Annotated in this window: 19 protein-coding genes; 12 read left to right on the forward strand and 7 right to left on the reverse strand. The window is 70.5% G+C overall.

Annotated features, from left to right (window positions below; translation table 11 throughout):
- Positions 1-62 precede the first annotated feature (62 nt).
- From ACYVO6_RS07255 to ACYVO6_RS07275, 5 genes are all read left to right on the forward strand, one after another.
- Positions 63-485: a hypothetical protein gene (locus ACYVO6_RS07255; RefSeq protein WP_461058463.1), complete on the forward strand. Its 423-nt coding sequence runs from the start codon at positions 63-65 to the stop codon at positions 483-485.
- Positions 475-1,131: a hypothetical protein gene (locus tag ACYVO6_RS07260; protein ID WP_461058465.1), complete on the forward strand. Its 657-nt coding sequence runs from the start codon at positions 475-477 to the stop codon at positions 1,129-1,131. Before ACYVO6_RS07255 ends, ACYVO6_RS07260 begins: the two co-directional genes overlap by 11 nt.
- 2 nt (positions 1,132-1,133) lie before the next feature.
- Complete coding sequence (locus ACYVO6_RS07265; protein WP_461058467.1) at positions 1,134-5,906, forward strand: putative T7SS-secreted protein; 4,773 nt, start codon at positions 1,134-1,136, stop codon at positions 5,904-5,906.
- 13 nt (positions 5,907-5,919) lie between these two features.
- A complete protein-coding gene (locus tag ACYVO6_RS07270; protein WP_461058469.1) occupies positions 5,920-6,678 on the forward strand; it encodes a hypothetical protein in 759 nt (252 codons plus the stop codon).
- A 525-nt stretch (positions 6,679-7,203) separates the two neighbouring features.
- Positions 7,204-7,542, forward strand: coding sequence for a hypothetical protein (locus tag ACYVO6_RS07275; RefSeq protein WP_461058471.1), 339 nt, complete (start codon positions 7,204-7,206; stop codon positions 7,540-7,542).
- Between the two features lie 10 nt (positions 7,543-7,552).
- Here ACYVO6_RS07275 and ACYVO6_RS07280 read toward each other — a convergent pair whose 3' ends face one another.
- Positions 7,553-7,969 carry a heavy metal-responsive transcriptional regulator gene (locus ACYVO6_RS07280; protein ID WP_461058473.1) on the reverse strand — a complete coding sequence of 139 codons (417 nt, stop codon included), beginning with the start codon at positions 7,967-7,969 and terminating at the stop codon, positions 7,553-7,555.
- Between the two features lie 76 nt (positions 7,970-8,045).
- On the opposite strand from ACYVO6_RS07280, the gene ACYVO6_RS07285 reads away from it, so the two are divergent.
- Positions 8,046-8,765, forward strand: a complete 720-nt coding sequence (locus ACYVO6_RS07285; protein WP_461058475.1) for a tRNA-dependent cyclodipeptide synthase — start codon at positions 8,046-8,048, stop codon at positions 8,763-8,765.
- 10 nt (positions 8,766-8,775) lie between these two features.
- Entirely contained in the window at positions 8,776-10,974 is a 2,199-nt protein-coding gene (locus ACYVO6_RS07290) for a heavy metal translocating P-type ATPase (RefSeq protein WP_461058477.1), read from the forward strand.
- An 82-nt stretch (positions 10,975-11,056) separates the two neighbouring features.
- Here the strand turns inward: ACYVO6_RS07290 and ACYVO6_RS07295 are convergent, their stop codons facing one another.
- From ACYVO6_RS07295 to ACYVO6_RS07320, 6 genes are all read right to left on the reverse strand, one after another.
- Positions 11,057-11,701 (reverse strand): class I SAM-dependent methyltransferase, encoded by a 645-nt coding sequence (locus tag ACYVO6_RS07295; protein ID WP_461058479.1) that lies wholly within the window; start codon positions 11,699-11,701, stop codon positions 11,057-11,059.
- A gap of 128 nt (positions 11,702-11,829) precedes the next feature.
- On the reverse strand, positions 11,830-12,093 hold the full coding sequence (locus ACYVO6_RS07300; RefSeq protein ID WP_461058481.1) for a cation transporter: 264 nt from the start codon (positions 12,091-12,093) through the stop codon (positions 11,830-11,832).
- Positions 12,093-13,232 carry an urease accessory protein UreH domain-containing protein gene (locus ACYVO6_RS07305; RefSeq protein ID WP_461058483.1) on the reverse strand — a complete coding sequence of 380 codons (1,140 nt, stop codon included), beginning with the start codon at positions 13,230-13,232 and terminating at the stop codon, positions 12,093-12,095. The genes ACYVO6_RS07300 and ACYVO6_RS07305 overlap by 1 nt, the downstream gene beginning before the upstream one ends.
- Before the next feature lie 122 nt (positions 13,233-13,354).
- A complete protein-coding gene (locus ACYVO6_RS07310) occupies positions 13,355-13,786 on the reverse strand; it encodes a hypothetical protein (RefSeq protein ID WP_461058485.1) in 432 nt (143 codons plus the stop codon).
- 191 nt (positions 13,787-13,977) lie between these two features.
- Entirely contained in the window at positions 13,978-14,232 is a 255-nt protein-coding gene (locus ACYVO6_RS07315; protein WP_461058487.1) for an SHOCT domain-containing protein, read from the reverse strand.
- Positions 14,233-14,428: 196 nt separating this feature from the next.
- Positions 14,429-15,160: a hypothetical protein gene (locus tag ACYVO6_RS07320; protein ID WP_461058489.1), complete on the reverse strand. Its 732-nt coding sequence runs from the start codon at positions 15,158-15,160 to the stop codon at positions 14,429-14,431.
- A 192-nt stretch (positions 15,161-15,352) separates the two neighbouring features.
- Between ACYVO6_RS07320 and ACYVO6_RS07325 the strand changes: the two genes are divergently transcribed.
- The 5 genes from ACYVO6_RS07325 to ACYVO6_RS07345 all read left to right on the forward strand — a co-directional run bounded on the left by ACYVO6_RS07325 (position 15,353) and on the right by ACYVO6_RS07345 (position 18,874).
- Entirely contained in the window at positions 15,353-15,493 is a 141-nt protein-coding gene (locus ACYVO6_RS07325) for a hypothetical protein (RefSeq protein WP_461058491.1), read from the forward strand.
- A gap of 28 nt (positions 15,494-15,521) precedes the next feature.
- Entirely contained in the window at positions 15,522-15,743 is a 222-nt protein-coding gene (locus ACYVO6_RS07330; RefSeq protein WP_461058493.1) for a hypothetical protein, read from the forward strand.
- The gene (locus tag ACYVO6_RS07335; RefSeq protein WP_461058495.1) at positions 15,740-15,985 is read left to right on the forward strand and encodes a hypothetical protein; all 246 of its coding nucleotides are present in this window, start codon (positions 15,740-15,742) and stop codon (positions 15,983-15,985) included. The genes ACYVO6_RS07330 and ACYVO6_RS07335 overlap by 4 nt, the downstream gene beginning before the upstream one ends.
- Positions 15,982-17,937 (forward strand): copper resistance CopC/CopD family protein, encoded by a 1,956-nt coding sequence (locus ACYVO6_RS07340; RefSeq protein ID WP_461058497.1) that lies wholly within the window; start codon positions 15,982-15,984, stop codon positions 17,935-17,937. Before ACYVO6_RS07335 ends, ACYVO6_RS07340 begins: the two co-directional genes overlap by 4 nt.
- A gap of 73 nt (positions 17,938-18,010) precedes the next feature.
- Positions 18,011-18,874 (forward strand): F510_1955 family glycosylhydrolase, encoded by an 864-nt coding sequence (locus ACYVO6_RS07345; protein WP_461059316.1) that lies wholly within the window; start codon positions 18,011-18,013, stop codon positions 18,872-18,874.
- The last annotated feature ends 421 nt before the right edge of the window (positions 18,875-19,295 follow it).

Raw genomic sequence — 19,295 nt, forward strand, 5'->3', positions numbered from 1 at the left:
GCCCTGTCATGCCGCGCGTCTTGATCTACGGTGCCATCAGTCACCCACGACGGGGAGGGCCCGTGGAGCAGACAAGTACAGCGCTGGCCGAGCGAATTGCCGAGCGGAGAAGGGGAGTCGGTGACCCTCGTGCGCTGGTCGGTGAGATGCGGCGCTCGGTCCTTCTGGTGCCGACGGCCGGCGGAGGCCTCTGGTCGGCGCGGTCGGGCGGGGTGCGGTGGATCTGCGGGTTCACCGACGAGGCCGCGCTGGCCCGGTTCGCCCTGCTTCGCGGATCCGGTGATCAGCCCATGGACTACGCGGCGCTGCTGGGCGCGCGCATCGTCGACGAGGTCGTGCCGTCCCTGGACGAGCCCGCCGGACTCGCCGTCGACATCGCCACCGAGGACGGGTCGATGTTCTTCCCGCCGGTCGTCGGCATCGTCCCGGACGGCGTCGCCGTCGACTCCGGCGAGGCACAGGAGGGGCGCGGCCATGGGCGGTGACGGGGTTGACCTGCAGTTCGACAAGGCGTCTGTCGCGAAGTTCACGCAGGGCGTGGGCGCGACCATCGACCAGCTCGGTGAACTGGGCGGTGCCACCGGTTCGGTGATGGGCAAGGGCTTCTCGGAGCTGTCGATGACCGGGATGGAGGCCGGGCACCACGGCCTCTCGGTCGACTTCGAGGACTTCTGCGAGCGCTGGGAGTGGGGTGTGCGAGCCCTGGTGAGCGACGCCAGCGCGCTCGCGAACCGCCTCGGCCTGGCGGCGGGCACCCAGTGGGAGCACGACCAGTACGTCGAGGGCTCACTGAAGGTGGGCGTCAACTCCGTGATGGGCGGCAACCCGCACGCCACCGAGGAGGAGATCACCCAGCAGGACTGGGGCGAGGTGTTCACGCCGGACGCCCTCGACCCGGACTGGAGCGCCGAGTCGTGGGAGCAGGCCGGTCAGGAGATGGAGCAGACGTGGAAGGACACCGGCCGCACCGTCCTCACCGAGGGCCAGGGCGGCCAGCGGTCCGAGATGCTGGGCGACGCGCTCGGCATCTCCGACGACCAGTGGAACCAGGCGCTGGACGACACCTTCGGCCCGTCGCCGGAGGAGCGCGCCCAGCAGGCGCAGCAGCAGGGTGAGTCCGGGGGGAACTGACTGTGGGTATCGGCGACTTCATCAGTGACATCACGCCCGACTCGGTCGAGAACGCGGTCGAGGACGGCGTCGAGTGGGCCGGCAACCGGGTCGAGGACGCCGGGAACTGGACCGCCGACCGGCTGGACGACGTCGGCTGGGAGTCCGGTGCGGACTGGGTGCGCGAGCAGTCCCGTTCGGTCGCCAACCGGATGGGCGCCGAGGTCGACGAGATGGACCTCGGGCAGACCGAGGACAAGACCAAGCTGATCTACGGCAGCCCCGCCGAGCTCGACGCCACCGCCAAGAAACTCCGGGCCTTCCAGACGGCCTTCGACGGCACCGGCGACGGTCTCAGGGGCCTCGACTCCTCCCGGCTCAAGGGCGAGGCGGCCGAAGCGCTGCGCACCGCGGTGAGCACCCAGCCGCCCAAGTGGTACGCCGCCGCCGACGCCTGCGCGAAGGCGCTCGGCGCGCTCGACGCGTTCGCCGACACCGTCACCTGGGCGCAGGGACAGGCGCAGGCGGCGATCGACAAGTGGAAGGAGGGTGTCAAGGCGTCCGAGGACGCCGCCGACGCCCACCGCACGAAGGTCGACGGCTACAACGCCGCCGTCGACCGCTACAACGCCCAGCCCGCCGACGAACGCAACCCGTCCTCGCTCCCTCCCAGGCCCGCGGAGACGTTCCACGACCCCGGCAAGCAGCTGATGCAGGATGCCCAGGACATCCTCGCCGAGGCCCGCAAGCAGCGGAACTCGGCGGCGGAGACGGCGCGTACGGCGGTCCGCGCCGCCCGCGACATGGCCCCGGAGAAGCCGTCGTACGCCGACCAGTTGAGCGACGGCGTCCAGGAACTGCAGATCATGGGCGACCACGTCGGCGGCGGCATCATCAAGGGCACGGCGGGGATCCTCAACTTCGTACGGGGCATCAACCCCATGGACCCGTACAACCTCACGCACCCGGCCGAGTACGCCACGTCCCTCAACAGCCTTGCCGCCGGTCTGGTGGTCGCCGCCAACGACCCGGTCGGCACCGGCACCCAGATCGTCAAGGACTTCATGAAGGACCCGGCCGAGGGCTTCGGCCGTCTGTTGCCCGACGCCGCGCTGACCGTGGCCACCGGTGGCGGCGGCGCCGCCGTGAAGGGCGTGCGCATCGCCGAGGAGGCCGCCGACGCCGCGCGGGCGCGCAAGCTGATCGACGACGACCCGGACGGCACCCACAACACCCCGGACGGCGACCGCAACCAGGGCGGCGACCCGGTGGACCTCGCCACGGGCCGGATGTACCTGCCCCAGACCGACGTCGAACTCCCCGGCATCCTGCCGCTGGTCTTCACCCGCCGCACCGAGTCCGGTTGCACGGTCGGCCGCTTCCTGGGGTCCTCCTGGACGTCCACCGTCGACGAGCGTCTGCAGATCGACGCCATCGGCGTCGTCCACGTCACCGCCGACGGGCTCCTGATCCCGTACCCGCACCCGGTCCCCGGCGCGCCCACCACGCCGGAATCGGGCAGGGCCCGCACCCTGCTGACCCGCGACGCCGACGGCGACTACACGGTCGCCGACCCCGACAGCGGCCTGACCTTCCACTTCACCGCCCCGTCCGGCAGCGAACCGGGAGGCGACGGTACGGCCTGGCTGTCGGGCATCACCGAACGCAACGGCCACACGATCACCGTCGACCGCGGCGAGGACGGCCTGCCACTGGCCCTGGTCCACTCGGCGGGCCACCAGGTGAAGCTGTCCGTCGCCGACGGCCTGGTCACCGCCCTGTCCCTGGCCGGGGCGGGCGAGGGCGGCGCGGATCTGCCCCTGATGAGCTACGGCTACCAGGACGGCGACCTCACCACGGTCACCAAGCCGTCAGGCGCCACCACCACCTTCGTCTACGACGACCGCCGCCGCGTCATCGCCTGGATCGACTCCAACGGAAGCCGCTACGACTACGTCTACGACGACCGCGACCGCGTCGTGGCGGAGGGCGGCGAAGCCGGCCACGTCCAGATCACCCTGACGTACACCGAACCCGACACCGAGACGGGCCACCGCACCACCACGCTCACCACCGCCGACGGGCACGCGACCCGCCACCTGTTCGGCCCCGGCTGCCGTCTCCTGGCCGTCACCGACCCGCTCGGCCACACCACCCGGTTCACCTACGACGCGCGCGGCAACCTCCTGACCCGCACCGACCCGCTGGGCCTCACCACCGCCTTCTCCTACGACGAGGACGGCCGGGCCGTCTCCGCCATCCGCCCCGACGGAAGCGAACTGCGTACCGTGCGCGGCCCGTTCGGCTTGCCGGTGGAGGTCGTCGGGCCGGACGGCGCCCGCATGGTCCATGAGTTCGACGAGCGGGGAAACCGCACGGCGGTCACCGACCAGGCCGGCTCCACCACCCGCTACACCTACGACCACGCAGGCCGGCTCACCTCGGTCACCGACGCCCTGGGGGCCACGACACGCGTGGTGTGCGACGCGGCGGGGCTGCCCGTGGAGGTGACCGATCCCGGCGGCGCCGTCACCCGCACGGAGCGGGACGGCCTCGGCAGGCCGGTGCGTGTCACCGATCCGGTGGGCGGCGTCACCGGCCTGGAGTGGCACGCCGACGGGCAGCTCGCCCGGCGCACCGGCCCCGACGGCGCCACGGAGTCGTGGACCTACGACGGCGAGGGCAACTGCCTCACCCACACCGACGCGTCCGGTGGCGTGTCCCGCTTCGAGTACACCCACTTCGACCTGCCGGTCGCCCGCACGCGGCCCGACGGCGGCCGCTACGAGTTCGAGCACGACGCCGAGCTGCGCCTCACCCGCGTCACCAACCCGCAAGGTCTGACCTGGACCTACGAGTACGACGACGCCGGCGACGTCGTCTCCGAGACCGACTTCGACGGCCGCACCCTCACCTACCGGGTGGACGCCGCGGGCCGGCTCGCCGCCCGTGTCGACGCGCTCGGCGGGACCATCTCGTTCGAGCGTGACCAGCTCGGCCAGGTGGTCCGCAAGGACGTCGACGGCCGTGTGACGACCTACGTCTACGACAGGGCAGGACGCCTGCTGGAGGCGGCCGGACCGGACAGCGAACTCCGCTACCAGTACGACCGACGCGGACTCACCAAGACGGAACTGGTCGACGGCCGCCCCATCTTGTACGCCTACGACGCCCTGGGCCGCCGTACGCGCCGCACCACGCCCACCGGTCACGTCACCTCCTACTCCTACGGCGCCGACGGACAACCCCACCGCCTGACCAGCGGCGGTCACCGGATCGACTTCACGCACGACGCCGCCGGCCGGGAACTCGCCCGCGTCTTCGGCGACGTGATCACCGTGTCCTCCGCCTGGGACGAGGCCGGACGGCTCTCCGCGCGGCACATCACCGCCGGAGCACGCGCCGTCAACAGCCGTGCCTACACCTATCGCGCCGACGGTCACCTGATCTCGGTCGCGGACCGGCTGTCGGGCACCCGCACCTTCGATCTCGACCGGGCGGGCCGCGTCACCGCCGTCCACGCCCAGGGCTGGACGGAGCGCTACGCCTACGACGACGCCGGCAACCAGACCTCCGCATCCTGGCCGTCCCGCCACCCCGGCAGCGAGGCCACCGGACCGCGCGCCTACACCGGCACCACCATCACCCGGGCCGGAGACGTCCGCTTCGAACACGACGCCCTCGGCCGGGTCACCCTGCGCCAGAAGACCCGCCTCTCCCGCAAGCCCGACACCTGGCGCTACGAGTGGGACACGGAGAACCGCCTCACCTCCGTCACCACCCCCGACGGGACCCGGTGGAAGTACCGCTACGACCCCCTGGGGCGCCGCAGCGCGAAACAGCGCCTGGCGGCCGACGGCGAGAGCGTGGTGGAGGAGATCCGCTTCACCTGGGACGGCCTCACCCTGTGCGAACAGACCAGCCACCAGCCGGATGTCCCGAACACGGTCGCTCTCACCTGGGACCACCGGGACGTCGTCCCCCTGGCCCAGACCGAGCGCATCCTCACGGCCGACGACCGCCAGGAGGAGATCGACCGCCGGTTCTTCGCCATCGCCACCGACCTCGTCGGCACGCCGACCGAGCTCATCGACGAGACGGGCGACATCGCCTGGCGCACCCGGAGCACGCTCTGGGGCACCACGGCCTGGTCCCGGGACAGCAGCGCGTACACCCCACTGCGTTTCCCCGGCCAGTACTACGACCCCGAGACCGGCCTCCACTACAACTACTTCCGCCACTACGACCCCGAGACCGGCCGCTACACCTCCCCGGACCCGCTGGGCCTGGCTCCCTCGCCGAATCCGGTCGGGTACGTGGACAACCCGTATGCGGGGTGCGACCCACTGGGCCTGATGCCCAAGTACACGAAGGAGGAGAAGGCCCAGAAGGCCCGGGAGGACGCCCTCAAGGCCATGGACGAGGTCATCGAGAGAGCACAGGGCGACAAGATGAAGAAGGCCGGCAATTACCACGCGGATACAGACCACGGCTTCAGCGACGAACGGGTCCTGGAGATCCTCAAGGAGCCGGACGCGGTGTACCACTCGACGGCGAACAGCGGGAACCTGATCTTCCGCCAGGGGGAGGACATCGCGGTGGTCCGCAGTGACCGTGTCGGGGCGGGCAATGTCATCACGGCATACGGCCCGTCGGGCATCAGGGGCGACTCCGGAGCCACAGCGCTGGGCGGCCTACCCACCGATCCCGGTGGGCCGATCACGCACGCGGACGTGGTGGAAGGCAGGATTCCAGCCAAGAACGGCTACATGGCTCCCGCAGTGCAGGTCAGATGAGGTGGCATTCACGATGAAACTCACCATCGACGAGGACTGGACCGCAACGGTGACGGGCGATCCGCTGCATATCACGCCGCGTTTCGATTTCTGGGACTTTCGTGTGCGCATCGCAACGTACGCCAACGTAGAGGAACGCGGGCGGTTCCTTCTGGACACCTTCGGCAGTCAGCCGTGGCTGTGGGACACACCTGACGAGCTCCGGTTCGATCCGGCAAGCCGGGAACTGGTAGGCGCCGAGTTTGAGATCGCCGGTGAGGCCGCCGATGCTGAGGACTCGGCCCGCGTTCCCGCCACACCCCCCGTCCACCCGGGCGGTCTCCGTGCGGACGAGGCCCGGGACTTCCGCCTGGAGGTGACCACGGAGCTCTGCCGCGCCCCCGGGGACGCCGTGCTGACCTGCCTGCGCGACCTCGACGTCCTCGACGAGCCCCTGGAGGCCCGCATCGGCATCGCCCCCGACGTGGCACTTCTCGTCCAGCAAGGCACCGTCGTCGGCTGGAGCCTCACGGACCCCGCGCGGTACCTGACCCCCGGCTTCGCCGCCCCCGACCCGGCTCCCCCAGTCCCGGCCACGCGTCGCCTGCTCACCGAATGCCTGGACCTCATCACCACGCCGCTGCTCGACGAGGTGAGGCGCCGAGACCCGGCCGCCCTGGCCCAACTCCGGGCACTCGACAAGGCCCTTCGCGACCAGCACGAGGACCGGCGCCGAATCGACGCCCTGACCGTGAAGATCGCCGCCTTGGTGGAGGATTACGGGGACTGGTGACGGCAAGCCGACGAAGCTGAGCGGCCCGCAATTGAGACCACGGGCACCAGGGCGGCCCGCGCCCGCCGCCGACGCCGCATCCGCTGAACGCAAAAGCCCAGCTCAGACATCGTCTGGGCTGGGCTTCAAGGAGAGCCGCCTTCGGGATTCGAACCCGAGACCTACGCATTACGAGTCAGCACATGATCATCACGATCCTGATCAACTTTGCTCTGATCTGGAGAAAGTAGCAGGTCAGAGGTGGTGCCGATACTTAGTCCTGCTCGGTCTTGCCGCATCGTGCGTGATCCTTCCGTTCCCATGAGGTTCCCATCGGTTCCCGTGGAGCGGTGCTAGATCCGTGATGAACGGCAGCGTCGCTGGTGGGAGCGTGGAGCCATCCGAGGAGCCTCACACCGGCATTGGGATGAGAAGGACGTCCCGTCCCCCTTCACCAGGGGCGGAGTCGATGGCAGTTCTCGCAGGTCAGCCCGCGTGGCAATAGCGTAGCGCAGCCGAGAAATGCGGGGCCCTGATGAGGGTTTCGTGACGGGCATCCCGGTCGACACGCCCTTCACCCACCCTCTGGTGGCCTTCTACCGCGGGCTGCTCGGTTTGATGGTCAGGCACAAGGAGCCGGACCGGGTGCGACTGCGCGCACCGAGGGCGAGGCTACCTTTCGTTCCAGACCGAGCCGGCGTACGTGATGCCGGCCGCGATCCAGCAAGGATGCTGCTGCACCTGGACGTCCTCAGCACGGGCGGTTCGCTCCGGGCAGCAGCGGCAGACCGAGAGGTAGGCGACCGGATCCGCCGCACCGGCCAGGAAGCCGCCTGGGGTGCTGGCCAGTCGCGGACCGTGATGCACGGCGGGATGCCGCCGTAACCTGCGCTGCTCAGGTCCCCTCGCCGGAGGCAGAGTTCTCGATGATCCGGCACACCAGGGCCTCTTCCCCGCGGTCGGCGGCCTGGTCGGCCTGTGCGCGGGCGTGCTGCAGGGTCGTGCGGAGGGCCTGGAGATCGGCGATGCGGCGGTCGATGTCGGCGAGGTGCTGGTCGAGGAGGTCGGTGACGAGGGCGCAGGGCTGTTCGCCGCGGCGCTGGAGGTCGAGGATGTCCTTGATCTCCTTGAGGCTGAGTCCGAGGGCTTGGGCTTGGCGGATGAAGCCGAGGACGGGGACGGCGTCGTCGGTGTAGGTGCGGTAGCCGGCGGCGGTGCGCTGGGGCGGGTCGATGAGGCCGTTGGATTCATAGAGGCGGACGGCCTTGGGGCTCAGCCCGGTGCGGGCGGCGATGCGGCCGACGGTGAGCATGAGGGGGCTCCGTTCGTGTGAAGGGTGCCAGTCTGCGCTTGACCTTGCCCTAAGGGCAAGGTTCTAGCGTCCGGTCATGAGCACAGATCGAGGTGACGGCTGCACGGCGGCGATGGCGGTGACACCGTTGAGCGGCCGGTGCGCCGAAGTCGTCGAGCGGGCCGAGCACGCCTGTTTCGGGATCAGCCCGTTCAACAGCTACTTCTCCACGGCGCGGATTCGGGGGCTGGCGGCCTGGGGGCTGGAGCGGTTCGGACGGGTGGACTTCTTTGTGCCGGACGCGCCGAGCGCCTTCACCTTCGAGGCGCTCGGCTACGCCCCCGAGAAGGCCGCGTGGAAGGCGCGCAGGCAGGGTCAGTACACCCGCAACAAGATTGTCACCGCGCTGGGTTCGCTCGGCGTGGCCGACGCGGACCAGCGGGTGCTGGGCTGGGCCGAGTTGGAGAGCAATGCGGCGTTCAGCCGCCTCCATGAACGTGGACTGCGCCGGTACACCCAGGACGCGGGCTTCCGGGATGCCTGCCGGGAAGCATCGGCATGGGTGCTGGCCGGGAAGCTGCCCGCCGGGCAGGCGCCGGACGAGAAGCAGGTCGAGCACGCGGTGCGGTACTTCCTGGCCGAGTTACCGCTGTTCATCGACACCCCGGCCATCGTCGGCGCCGGCACGTCCGTGTTCTGCTACCACCAGCCGCCTGCTGTCCTGCGCCGCCTGTACGGAGGCGAGCTGAGCTGGCGTCCCGCCTCCGGACAGGGCTTCGCCGTGGTCGCGCCCACCGTACGAGACTCAAAGAGGTAAGGAACCGACCATGGCAACCAGCACGCGGCCCGATGCCGAGCAGTCCATAGCACTGGCCATAACCGGGATGACCTGCGCCTCCTGCGTGGCACGGGTCGAACGGAAGCTGGGCAAGCTGCCAGGCGTGAGTGCGACGGTGAACCTCGCGACCGCGACCGCCCACGTGACGCGGGAGAGCCCCGAGGTCGGGGTGGAAGAGTTGGTAGCCGCCGTCGAGGCCATCGGCTACGGCGCCGAGGTGCCCCGGGCCGAAGCCCCGGCCGCCGGGGAAGAGGCGGTGGACGCCGAGGGCGCACACATAGCCGGGCTGCGCCGCCGCCTGATCGCCTCGACGGTGCTGGGTCTGCCCGTGGTCGTCGTGTCGATGATCTCCACCCTGCACTTCCCCGGCCGGGAGTGGGCGGCGCTGCTGCTGGCCACCCCGGTGGTCGCGTGGGGTGCGTGGCCGTTCCACCGGGCGGCGGCGCTGAACCTGCGGCACGGGTCGGCGACGATGGACACCCTGGTGTCGCTGGGAGTGCTGGCCGCCTATCTGTGGAGCGCCGGGACCCTGGCCATGGGCGGGGAGCACCTGTATCTGGAGGTTGCCGTCGTGCTGACGGCGTTCTTGCTGGTGGGCCGGTTCTTCGAGGCCCGGGCCAAGCGGCGGGCCGGGGATGCGATCCGGGCGCTGATGGACCTGGGCGCCAAGGACGTCGCCGTACTGCGCGACGGCACGGAGATACGTATCCCGGTGGAGCGGTTGACAGTCGGGGACCTGTTCGTCGTACGGCCCGGGGAGAAGATCGCCACGGACGGTGTAGTCGTCGAGGGCGCCTCGGCGGTGGACGAGTCCCTGCTCACCGGGGAGAGCGTGCCGGTGGAGGTCGAGCCCGGCTCGGCCGTGACCGGCGCCACCGTCAACAGCCACGGCCGCCTCACCGTACGGGCCACGCGCGTCGGGTCGGACACCAAGCTTGCGCAGATCGCCGCCCTGGTGGAGCGGGCACAGACCGGCAAGGCGGCGGTGCAGCGCCTGGCCGACCGGATCTCCGCAGTTTTCGTCCCGGTCGTCATCGCCCTGGCCGCAAGCACCTTCGCCATCTGGCTGCTGACCGGCGCCCCGGCCGCCACCGCCCTGACCGCCGCCATCGCCGTGGTGATCATCGCTTGCCCGTGTGCGCTCGGGCTGGCCACGCCGACCGCGCTGATGGTCGGCACCGGGCGCGGCGCCCAGCTCGGGCTGCTGATCCGAGGGCCCGAGGTACTGGAGTCCACCCGGCGCATCGACACCGTCGTCCTGGACAAGACCGGCACCGTCACCGAGGGCAGGATGCGCCTCGTCGACGTCGTACCGGCCGACGGCGAGGACGAACAGGAGGTGCTGCGGCTGGCCGGCGCTCTGGAGGACGCCAGCGAACACCCGATCGCCACCGCCATCGCCAACGCCGCACGCGAGCGCCTTGGTTCGCTCCCCGCCGTGACCGGCTTCGCCAACGCCCAGGGCCGGGGCGTGAGGGGGCAGGTCGAGGGACGTACGGTCCGTGCGGGGCGGGTCGCGTGGCTGGAGGAACACGGCCAGGTACTGCCCGACGAGCTCGACCGCGCACGGAAGGAGGCCGAAGCCGAGGGCCGTACGGTCGTCTTCGCCGCCTGGGACGACCGGGTGCGTGGCGCGCTGGTGGTCGCCGACACCGTCAAGGCGACCAGCGCCGAGGCCATCGCCGACCTCAAGCGGCTCGGTCTCACGCCCGTGTTGCTGACCGGCGACAACACGGCGGCGGCCCGAGCGGTGGCGGCCGAGGTCGGCATCGAGAAGGTCATCGCCGAGGTCCACCCCGAGGACAAGGTCGCCGAGGTCCAGCGCCTCCAGCAGGCAGGCCAGATGGTGGCGATGGTCGGCGACGGCGTCAACGACGCGGCCGCCCTCGCCCAGGCCGACCTCGGTCTGGCCATGGGCACCGGCACGGATGCGGCCATCGCGGCCTCCGACCTCACCCTGGTACGGGGCGACCTGCGGGCGGCTGCGGACGCAATCCGGCTGGCCCGCCGCACCCTTCGCACGATCAAGGCCAATCTGTTCTGGGCCTTCGCCTACAACGTCGCCGCGCTGCCGCTGGCCGCGCTCGGCCTGCTCAACCCGATGATCGCCGGAGGCACGATGGCCTTCTCCTCGGTCTTCGTGGTCTCCAACAGCCTGCGGCTTCGCCGCTTTCAACCGCTGCGCTGAGCCCTGCACGAAGGAGGGCGCCGGGGCCAGGCTCCGGCGCCCCCCTTCGGCGTGCTCAGCGGCCCGCCCACCCGGCCGTGCATCACCCGTCGGCAGATCCGGTTGCGGGCTTGCGGGCGGCGAGGCGCTCGACGATGCCGAGCTTGAACCGGTCCCGCTGCTCGATCTCCAGTCCTACCGCCTGGACGCGCCGCAGCGGTCGGCGCATGAAGTGCTCCCCGCCGAGCGGAACGGTAACGAGTTCGCCGAGCCGCTGGAACGCACGGACGGGCCAGGCGGAGCTCGCGATGTGGTCCAGCAGCAGCAGCCGGCCGCCGGGCTTGAGCACGCGGCTCATCTCGGCGACGGCGCGCTGGTCGTCGGGGATCGCGCACAGCGACAGAGTGCACACCACGGTGTCGAAGGCGGCGTCGGGGAACGGCAGGGCTTGGGCGTCGCCTTCGCGCAGGTCCGCGGAGCGGCCGAGCTCGTCGGCGCGGCGCCGGGCGATGGCCAGCATCTGCGGGCTCCACTCGATGCCGGTCAGCCGGACGCCCGGAGGGTAGAGGGGAAGGTTCAGTCCGGTGCCGATGGCGACCTCCAGCACGTCGCCGGTGGCCTGCGAGCAGACCCAGGTACGGCTCTCGCCGAACAGGCTGCGGTCGAAGAACCGCATCTGCCGGTCGTAGGAGCGGGCGTGCTTGTCCCAGTAGCGGCGCAGCCGCTCGTTGCTTCTCGGCTCGGGCACGGTGTCATCCTCTCCGCTACCGGCCTCGCCCGCAATCACGGTGGGCCCGCCGGTCGGCCCGGCCGGGAGGATTTCCCGGCCGGGCCACACTGCAGAGCTTCTGCCCGCCCTCTGGGGCGGTGTCTGTGTCAGTCGGCGGGCCGTGCCGTGTAGTCGCCGGCCTGCTCCACCGCCGCGACGAGGGCGGCGGTGTCCACGTCGGCGCCTTCCTCCAGGCGGACGGTGGTGCGTGCGGCGTTCACGTCGGTGCTGGAGGAGCGGACCTCGGGGATGTCTTCCAGCTCGTCGTCGATGAGCAGGCCGCAGCTGGAGCAGTGCATGCCCTCGACGAGGAGCACCACCTGCGGACCGGTGGCGGCGTCGGTCTTGTTCTTACGGTTGAAGAGTTTCATCACAGGTCCTTCTTGAAGTCGATGGTGCCGGTCTGCATGCCCATGGCGCAGGAGAAGCGGAGAGTGCCGGGCTTGCGGGTGCCGAGATCGACCTTGGTGTCGCCGTCGCGCTTGACGATCTTCTGGACCCCGAGTTCGGGGATGGTGAAGGCGCGGGCGCAGCCGCCGGAGTCCTTGCCGCGCAGCACCAGCGTGGTCGGCACCCCGGCCTTCGCGGTGAACTGGGTCGGGACGTAGAAGTCGGTGACGGTCAGGACAACGGTCTGCTTGCCGGAGGCGTCGATGCTGACCGGCCCCTCCGATGCCCCGCTTCCGCCTCCCGACGGGGCAGGTGCGGCGGCCACCGCAGGCGTGGAGCCGGTGTTGAAGGAGGCCCACCCTCCGGCCTGGAGTCCGGAGCCGATGGTCCAGGCCGCGACGGCCAGCACCACGACGCCGGTAGCGATGCCCAGGCGGCCGGAAAGCACTCTGGTAGAGCGGCGGAAGAGGTAGCCGAGGACGGCGAACAGCGGGGCGGTGCCCAGCACGAACCCGGCCATCACCGCCGCCCCGGCCAGCGGGGACCCCGCGGTGATCGCGACCAGCTCCATCGACAGCGTCACCCCACAGGGCACCAGCACCGTGGAGAAGCCGACCAGCGGCGGCGTGGCCACCGATGCGGTCTTGGTGCTGCGCCGCACCAGCCGTCCGAAGGAAGCCGGGGGCCGGGGGACGAGCCGGCCCACCGCCTTGACCCCGAAGAGGTCGAGCGCGAAGAGCACCATCAGCGCCCCGGCAATGATCAGCAGCACCGCCTGCGCCCGGGGACTGGGCTGCAGCGCGGCGCCGAAGATCCCCAGCAGCATGCCGAGGATTGTGTGGGAGAGCAGCTTCCCAGCGAGGAACGCGCCGACCGGGGCCAGATGCCCGACGGTCTGTTCCGGGGAGGCGGTGGCTGCCGCGCGCTGGGCAAGGGTCGGGCTCGCGGACCGGGGCCGCTTGTTGGCGGATGAAGAGGGCGTACGTGCGGGGGCCTGGGCGGGATCGCGGCGGGTGACCGCTCCGGCGAGCAGACCGCCTTGGACGGCGGCGCAGGAGGCGCCGCCAGCAAGCAGACCGGTGCTGACACCGGTGATGAGCAAGGTGATGGACGACGGCATGCGTCGTGACTCCTGTTCGGATACGACGGCACGCGCCCAGATATGGGGGATACGGGCGTGCCGAGGCGGACATGAGCGATGTCGGCGCCCCACGAGGCGACTGCCTCATGGGCGGAACGCCATCACGTCCGCGACACGCACAACCGGTGCAGATCAGGAGGGGGCAGTGCCGGAGGCGACGCGCCCGGCTGGGCCTCGGCCGCCTGAGAGCAGGCTGCTGCCACTGGCACATCACTCAGGGCCGGGCTCGGCTGAACGTCGTGTCCCAAGGTGGCCTGCGGCGACGGGCACTGCTGCTCGACCATCGGGCAATGCGCACCGTGCTGGGCCGAGCCACTCACCATCGGCATCGCTGCCGACTGCCCAGCCGCCTCGGCCTGCATCGCCGAGGAGGAGTGGCCGCCGGCCGCGGCCGGAGCGGCCATCTCCATCGAGGCCATTGAGGAGGGCATCGCCATCGCCGGCCGGGCAAGCCCCGCCAGACAGAGCATGAGCGTGCACACCAGCAGCGCTCCGGACCACGCCCGGAGCGGCATCTGCACGCCTCGACACATGCGCGCCATGCTAAGGCACGCCTACCGGCCGCCTGCTGCGAACACACCGGTCGGCTTTGCCGCTCGCCGTGCGACGGCGGCCAGGGAGACGAGGCCGCTCATCCGCAGCCAGGAGAGCACCGGGACACCGGGAATCCACGCCCCTGAATCACTGTGGTGGGGGCGAAACAGGGATGTTCGACTAGAGCTGATCATCTCTGGCCGAGCCCGGTCATCCGGCGCAGGTACTCGTCCTCGTCGATCTCACCCGCAGCGTAGCGACGTCGCAGGATGTCCTGCGGAGCCTCGGCGTCGGCGGGCCTACTCGTCGTGTTCTTGCTTGCCGTAGTCCCGATCAGGACGCGGGCCAGCCACGCCAGACCGAGGATGATCAGCGCCAGGAAGACAAGCCCCACCAGGCCCCACAGGAGCATCCAGGCGCCCATACCGCTCATCATGCCGTTCATCGAGCAACCCATGGTCGTATCACCCGCTTTCAGCGTAGTGCGAGGCTGGACATCCTCAGCCTGTGCAGCGGTTTCATGAGATGCATTGCGGTCGCTTCTGCTCCGCGGTACTTGCGCAGATTTGGGGATCTGCCGCGCGGCCCGCACCGGTCGTCGGGATCCGGTCCGGCAGCGCCCGTCCCCTGACGGGCGGCATCTACTCGCCCTCTGGCCAGTCGTAGCTGCTGGGGACCTCGACCTTCTGGCCCGCCGGCCCGTAGACGATCGCGATCTCGTCGTGCTCCTTGAATTCGATCGCGGCCGGGTTGCCGGTGTACGGCTTGCCATTGACGTACGCGCGGAAGCTGTTACCGCCGTCGGCCTTGAGTCCGCCGATCGAATCCTGGGTGAGAGCGACATCCCACTCGGTCATGAACTGACCGAGGGAGAAGGCGGCCTTGACCGGCGACTCGATATGGATCACGCTGTTCGCCTCGTGTGTGTGCAGCGGGCTGATCTGCTGAGCCTGCTCGTCGATGCCGATGTTCGCGGGGACGGTGACCGGCTTGCCGTCCACGATGACGTCGAGGTGGGCGTGGATGTGCTCCACGTTGCCCTCCTCGCCGAGCATCGGCAGCCCGGCCGCCTTGACCCGCGCTGCGGGATCGCCGGGGGCGTTCCACGGCGGGTCGGTGGTTCGGCCCGACGCGGTCTTCATGGGAGTCGCGGGGATGCTGACCTCGCTCGGAGTCCGGGGAGTGGACGACCCGCCACCCTGGTTCGAGACCACCGCAACCGTGATGGCGGCCACGATCCCGAGCACCGCGACACCCGCCACCAAGATGACCAGCAGGCGACGGCGGCGCTCAAGGCGGGCCGATTGCTCGCGCAGCGCGGCAGCCCGCGCGCGGCGGCCCGCCGATCCCTTTTCGGGAGGTGTGCGAGACATGCGGTCGTATCCCTGCCTTCCCGGGCCGACGCACAACAATGGACACAGAGATAAATATTTCGGAAGAAAAGCCTGCATTCAGGCTAGGCGGCGAAGGCGGACGGTGAACTGTGCAACGGCTTCCTTGACCTTGCCCATGGGGGAAGGTTTTAGCGTCGTGTGTGGAGGACGAAGCACGAAGGAGGTCCCGTCATGCCACTGGTGACAGGCGAGGTGTACCGGTGCGTCGAGTGCGGCTGCGAGATCACCGTGACCCAAGGCGCGGCCCTTGGCCATGGCGGGGACCAGAACCCCACCTGCTGCTCCGGGCACCCCATGACCAAGGTCCACTGACCGACCCGCACCACCCCGAGGACCCGCAATGGAAAACCTGCTGTACCTACTCCCCGCGCTGGCCTGCCCCGTCGGCATGGGCCTGATGATGTGGTTCATGATGCGCGGCAAGCGCCCCGCCGACGGCCGGCCGCACACCGCCCCCACCACCGCCCAGCAGCAGGAGCTCGCTCGCCTGCGCAAGGAGGTCGAGGCCCTGCGCGGCGAGCAGACGCCAAGGGCCGACCTCCGCAAGGACTCCCCGGCATGACCAGCACCTGGCTTCCCCTGGCCGCGACCGCGCTCGCCGCAGCCCTCACCTACTGGTGCTGCATCCGCCCAATGCGCAAGCACAACGGCTCGAGCCCGGCCGGGCTCGAGCGCACGAAGGCCAGCGTCGACGAGGAGATCCGCCGCACCCGTGAGGAACTGCGTCTCCTGCGCGCGCAGGCCGCCGTCAAGGCAGACCCTGTTGCCGCTCCCGAACGGGGACCGGAGACCATCAGATCGTGACCTCCCCTGCTCCACGCCCCGTCTCTGGGGGCCGGCCGCCCCTCCACCGGGCGGCCGGACTGCTGTTCGCCGGCCTCGTCCTCGCACTCGCCGCCCTCATCGGTAGTGCCCCGCCCGCCTCGGCGCACGCGACCCTGCTGTTCACCAGTCCGGCAGCGGACGCGACGGTGGCCGACTCGCCCGACTCGCTAGTGCTCGTCTTCGATCAGCCCGTCGGCCTCAACGGAAGCACCGTGCGCCTGGGGCCAACGGCGGAGCTCGGCACACCCGCGCTCAGCCGGGGCGACCGGACCCTCACCATCCCCGTCCGCTCTTCCCTGGGCGAGGGCGTCCACACCGTCGACTGGCAGGTCACAGCGCGCGACGGCGACATCATGACCGGCAGCTACCGCTTCGCCGTCGGCCCCCGCACCGTGGCTCTCGGCTCCGGGCAGACCACCGCCGCCAAAGACGCCACCCCCACGGCAGCACTGCGCTGGCTGCTGTTCACCGCGCTCGCGCTGATGCTCGGCGAACTGGCGGCAAGCCGTCTCGCTGCGCGCGTCCCCGACGCCCCCGCCCGCCGCCCGCGCCCCTGGATGCTGCCCGCATCCCTTACCGGTTGCGCGGCCGCCCTCGCGCTGGCCGCTCTTCAAGTCGGCGGCGGCTCCCTGGCTTCCGTGCTCGACACCCGGCCTGGGGTGCTGTCCGTGGTCGAGATCGCCGGGTTCGCCCTGGCGGGTGCGGCCGTGCTCGTACGCCGCCGCGCCTGGGCCCTCGTTCCGCTGGCCGCCGTGCTCGTCGCCGAGGCCCTGCGCGCCCACCCGCAGGCCGAACAGGCCGTCGCCGGACCGGTGCTGACCTTCGTCCACCTCACGGCCGCCACCCTTTGGGCCGGGACGCTGGTGCAGGTGCTGCGCACCATGGCCGTCTGGCGCGGCGAACGTACCGCCGCCCGTGCGCTGCTGCTCACCTACGCCCGCCTGGCCGCCTGGCTGTTCGCCGCCGTCGTCGCCACCGGCCTGATCTCCGCCCTGCTCCTCGTCCCCCTCGAGGACCTCGCCACCACCGCCTACGGGCGGGTCCTGCTCGGCAAACTCGCCCTGGTCGCCACCGCGGCCACGCTCGCGCTCGCCGCACGCCGACGCCTCCGGCATTCCAACCGAAACCCCCGGCGTCCGGCCCGCGCCGAAACCGGCGTGCTCGCCGTCGTCCTCGCCCTGTCCGCCACCCTCACCGTGCTGTCCGTCCCCGCGGACGCCGACCGCCCGCTGCCCTTCGCGCCCCCTGCCGACGGCCCGACCGTGCCCGTCGGCACCCGAGCCGGGGAAATCGGTATCAGCGCACGCGCCAGCGCCGGTCAGCTCGTTCTCGACCTCGCCACGCCCCGGACCGGTGACAGTGCAGGCCAGTCCTATGCGCTCACCGCCACTCTCGCCGACCCGCGCGGCGCCACCCGCCCCCTGAAACTGCGCGGCTGCGGCACCGGCTGCTTCTACGCACCCGTCTCCTGGCGGGACGGCACCAGCCGCCTCACACTGACCGCCGCTGCCGGCCCGTGGCAGGGCGGGCATGCCGGACTGACCGTGACCTGGCCGCCCCGCCCTGACGCCGGCCTGCTGCGCGAGGCCGTGGCCGCCATGAAGGCCGTACCTCGCTTCACCCTGCACGAACTGGTCACGAGCAACACCGCCCGTGACCTCGGCAACCTCAAGGAACTTCCCCTCACCGGAGCCGACTTCCTCGCCTCGGAGCCGTACGGAAGCGGCACCGCCTCCGTCACCACCAGGCTGCCGGACGACAACGGGAACCGCCGGATCGCCCTCGCCTTCCCCGCCGAGCACACCCAACTGGAACTCACCCTCGACGACGACGGCCGCATCCTCCACGAGACCATCGCCGCCCCCTACCACCTCGTCACCCGCACCTTCGTCTACCCCGAACCCGACGAGGAGACCAGCCATGACCACTGACCGCCCCTCCCTGCTCGGTGCCCGAAGCGGTGGCACACCTCCCAGGACCACCAGGACAAGGAAGAAGAAGCAGATGCGGGCGTGGCCTCTCGCGGCCACCGCAGTCCTCGCGCTCACCCTGGCCGCATGCTCCAGCGGCACAGACGGCGAGGGCGATGCCCCGGCGGCATCCCAGCCGACGGTCAGCCACATCCACGGGCTCGGCGTCGACCCCGCCGACAGCCGGCTCTACGTCGCCACCCACGAGGGCCTGTTCACCCCGGGGAAGGGTGGAGCGGCTCAGCGAGTCGGCGACAGCCAGGACGACTTCATGGGCTTCACCGTGGTCAAGGCGAACACGTTCCTGGCCAGCGGCCACCCCGCCCCCGGCGCCGACGGACCCGGCAATCGCGGCTTGATCGAGAGCACCGACTCCGGCAAGACCTGGAAGACCCGCTCCCTGGCGGGCGAAGCCGACTTCCACGCCCTCGACTACGCCGACGGCACCATCTACGGCTATGACAGCACAGGCAGCCTGCTGCGCGTCAGCAAGGACGGGGCCGCGTGGGAGGACCGCGCGCGCCTTGAGGCCCTGGACATCGCCGTCAACCCCGACGCCCCCGACACCGTCCTGGCCACCACCGCCCAAGGCGTCGCGAAGAGCACCGACGCGGGCGAGACCTTCGCCCCCGGCAAGGGGCCAGTCATGGCCTTCGTGTCCTGGGCGAAGGACGACGCGCTGTACGCGATCGACACCTCTGGCGGTCTGAACCGCAGCACCGACGGCGGAACCACCTGGAAGAAGACGGCAACGGTGCCCGGCGGACAGCCCCAGGCGCTCACCGCCGTCGACGCCCGGCGGATCCTGGCCGCCACCCAGGACGGCGTCTACGAATCCCGGGACAGCGGCAAGACCTTCACGAAACGACTCGCCGTCTCCAGCAGCAACTCCCATTGATCCGCACAGGGGCAGGGAGACACCGCTCAGCCAAAACATCAAGCCCCCGGATGACGCCACAGCACCACGTCTGCGCACCCATGCTCATGGCTGGCAACACCAAGTGTCGATAGCGCAGTCAGCGTCAGGTGATCCCAAGACCTACCTCCGACGATCAAGACTGGACATAGGGGACTTATCAGAGAACCATCGTTCCCAGGATGTTCCCATCCGGGCAAAGAAAAGGCCCTCCATGATCTTCATGGAGGGCCTTCAAGGTTCTGACCTGGGCTTTCTTGAGCCGCCTTCGGGATTCGAACCCGAGACCTACGCATTACGAGGGCGTCAGAGATCGTGACGGGGTGTGGCACGTGGTCGCATCAGATCCTGTTTTTGCAGATCAGAGCCCGGGACACGGTCCCGCTGCTCGCATGCCGTGTTG

This window comes from Streptomyces pseudoechinosporeus (assembly GCF_054783935.1).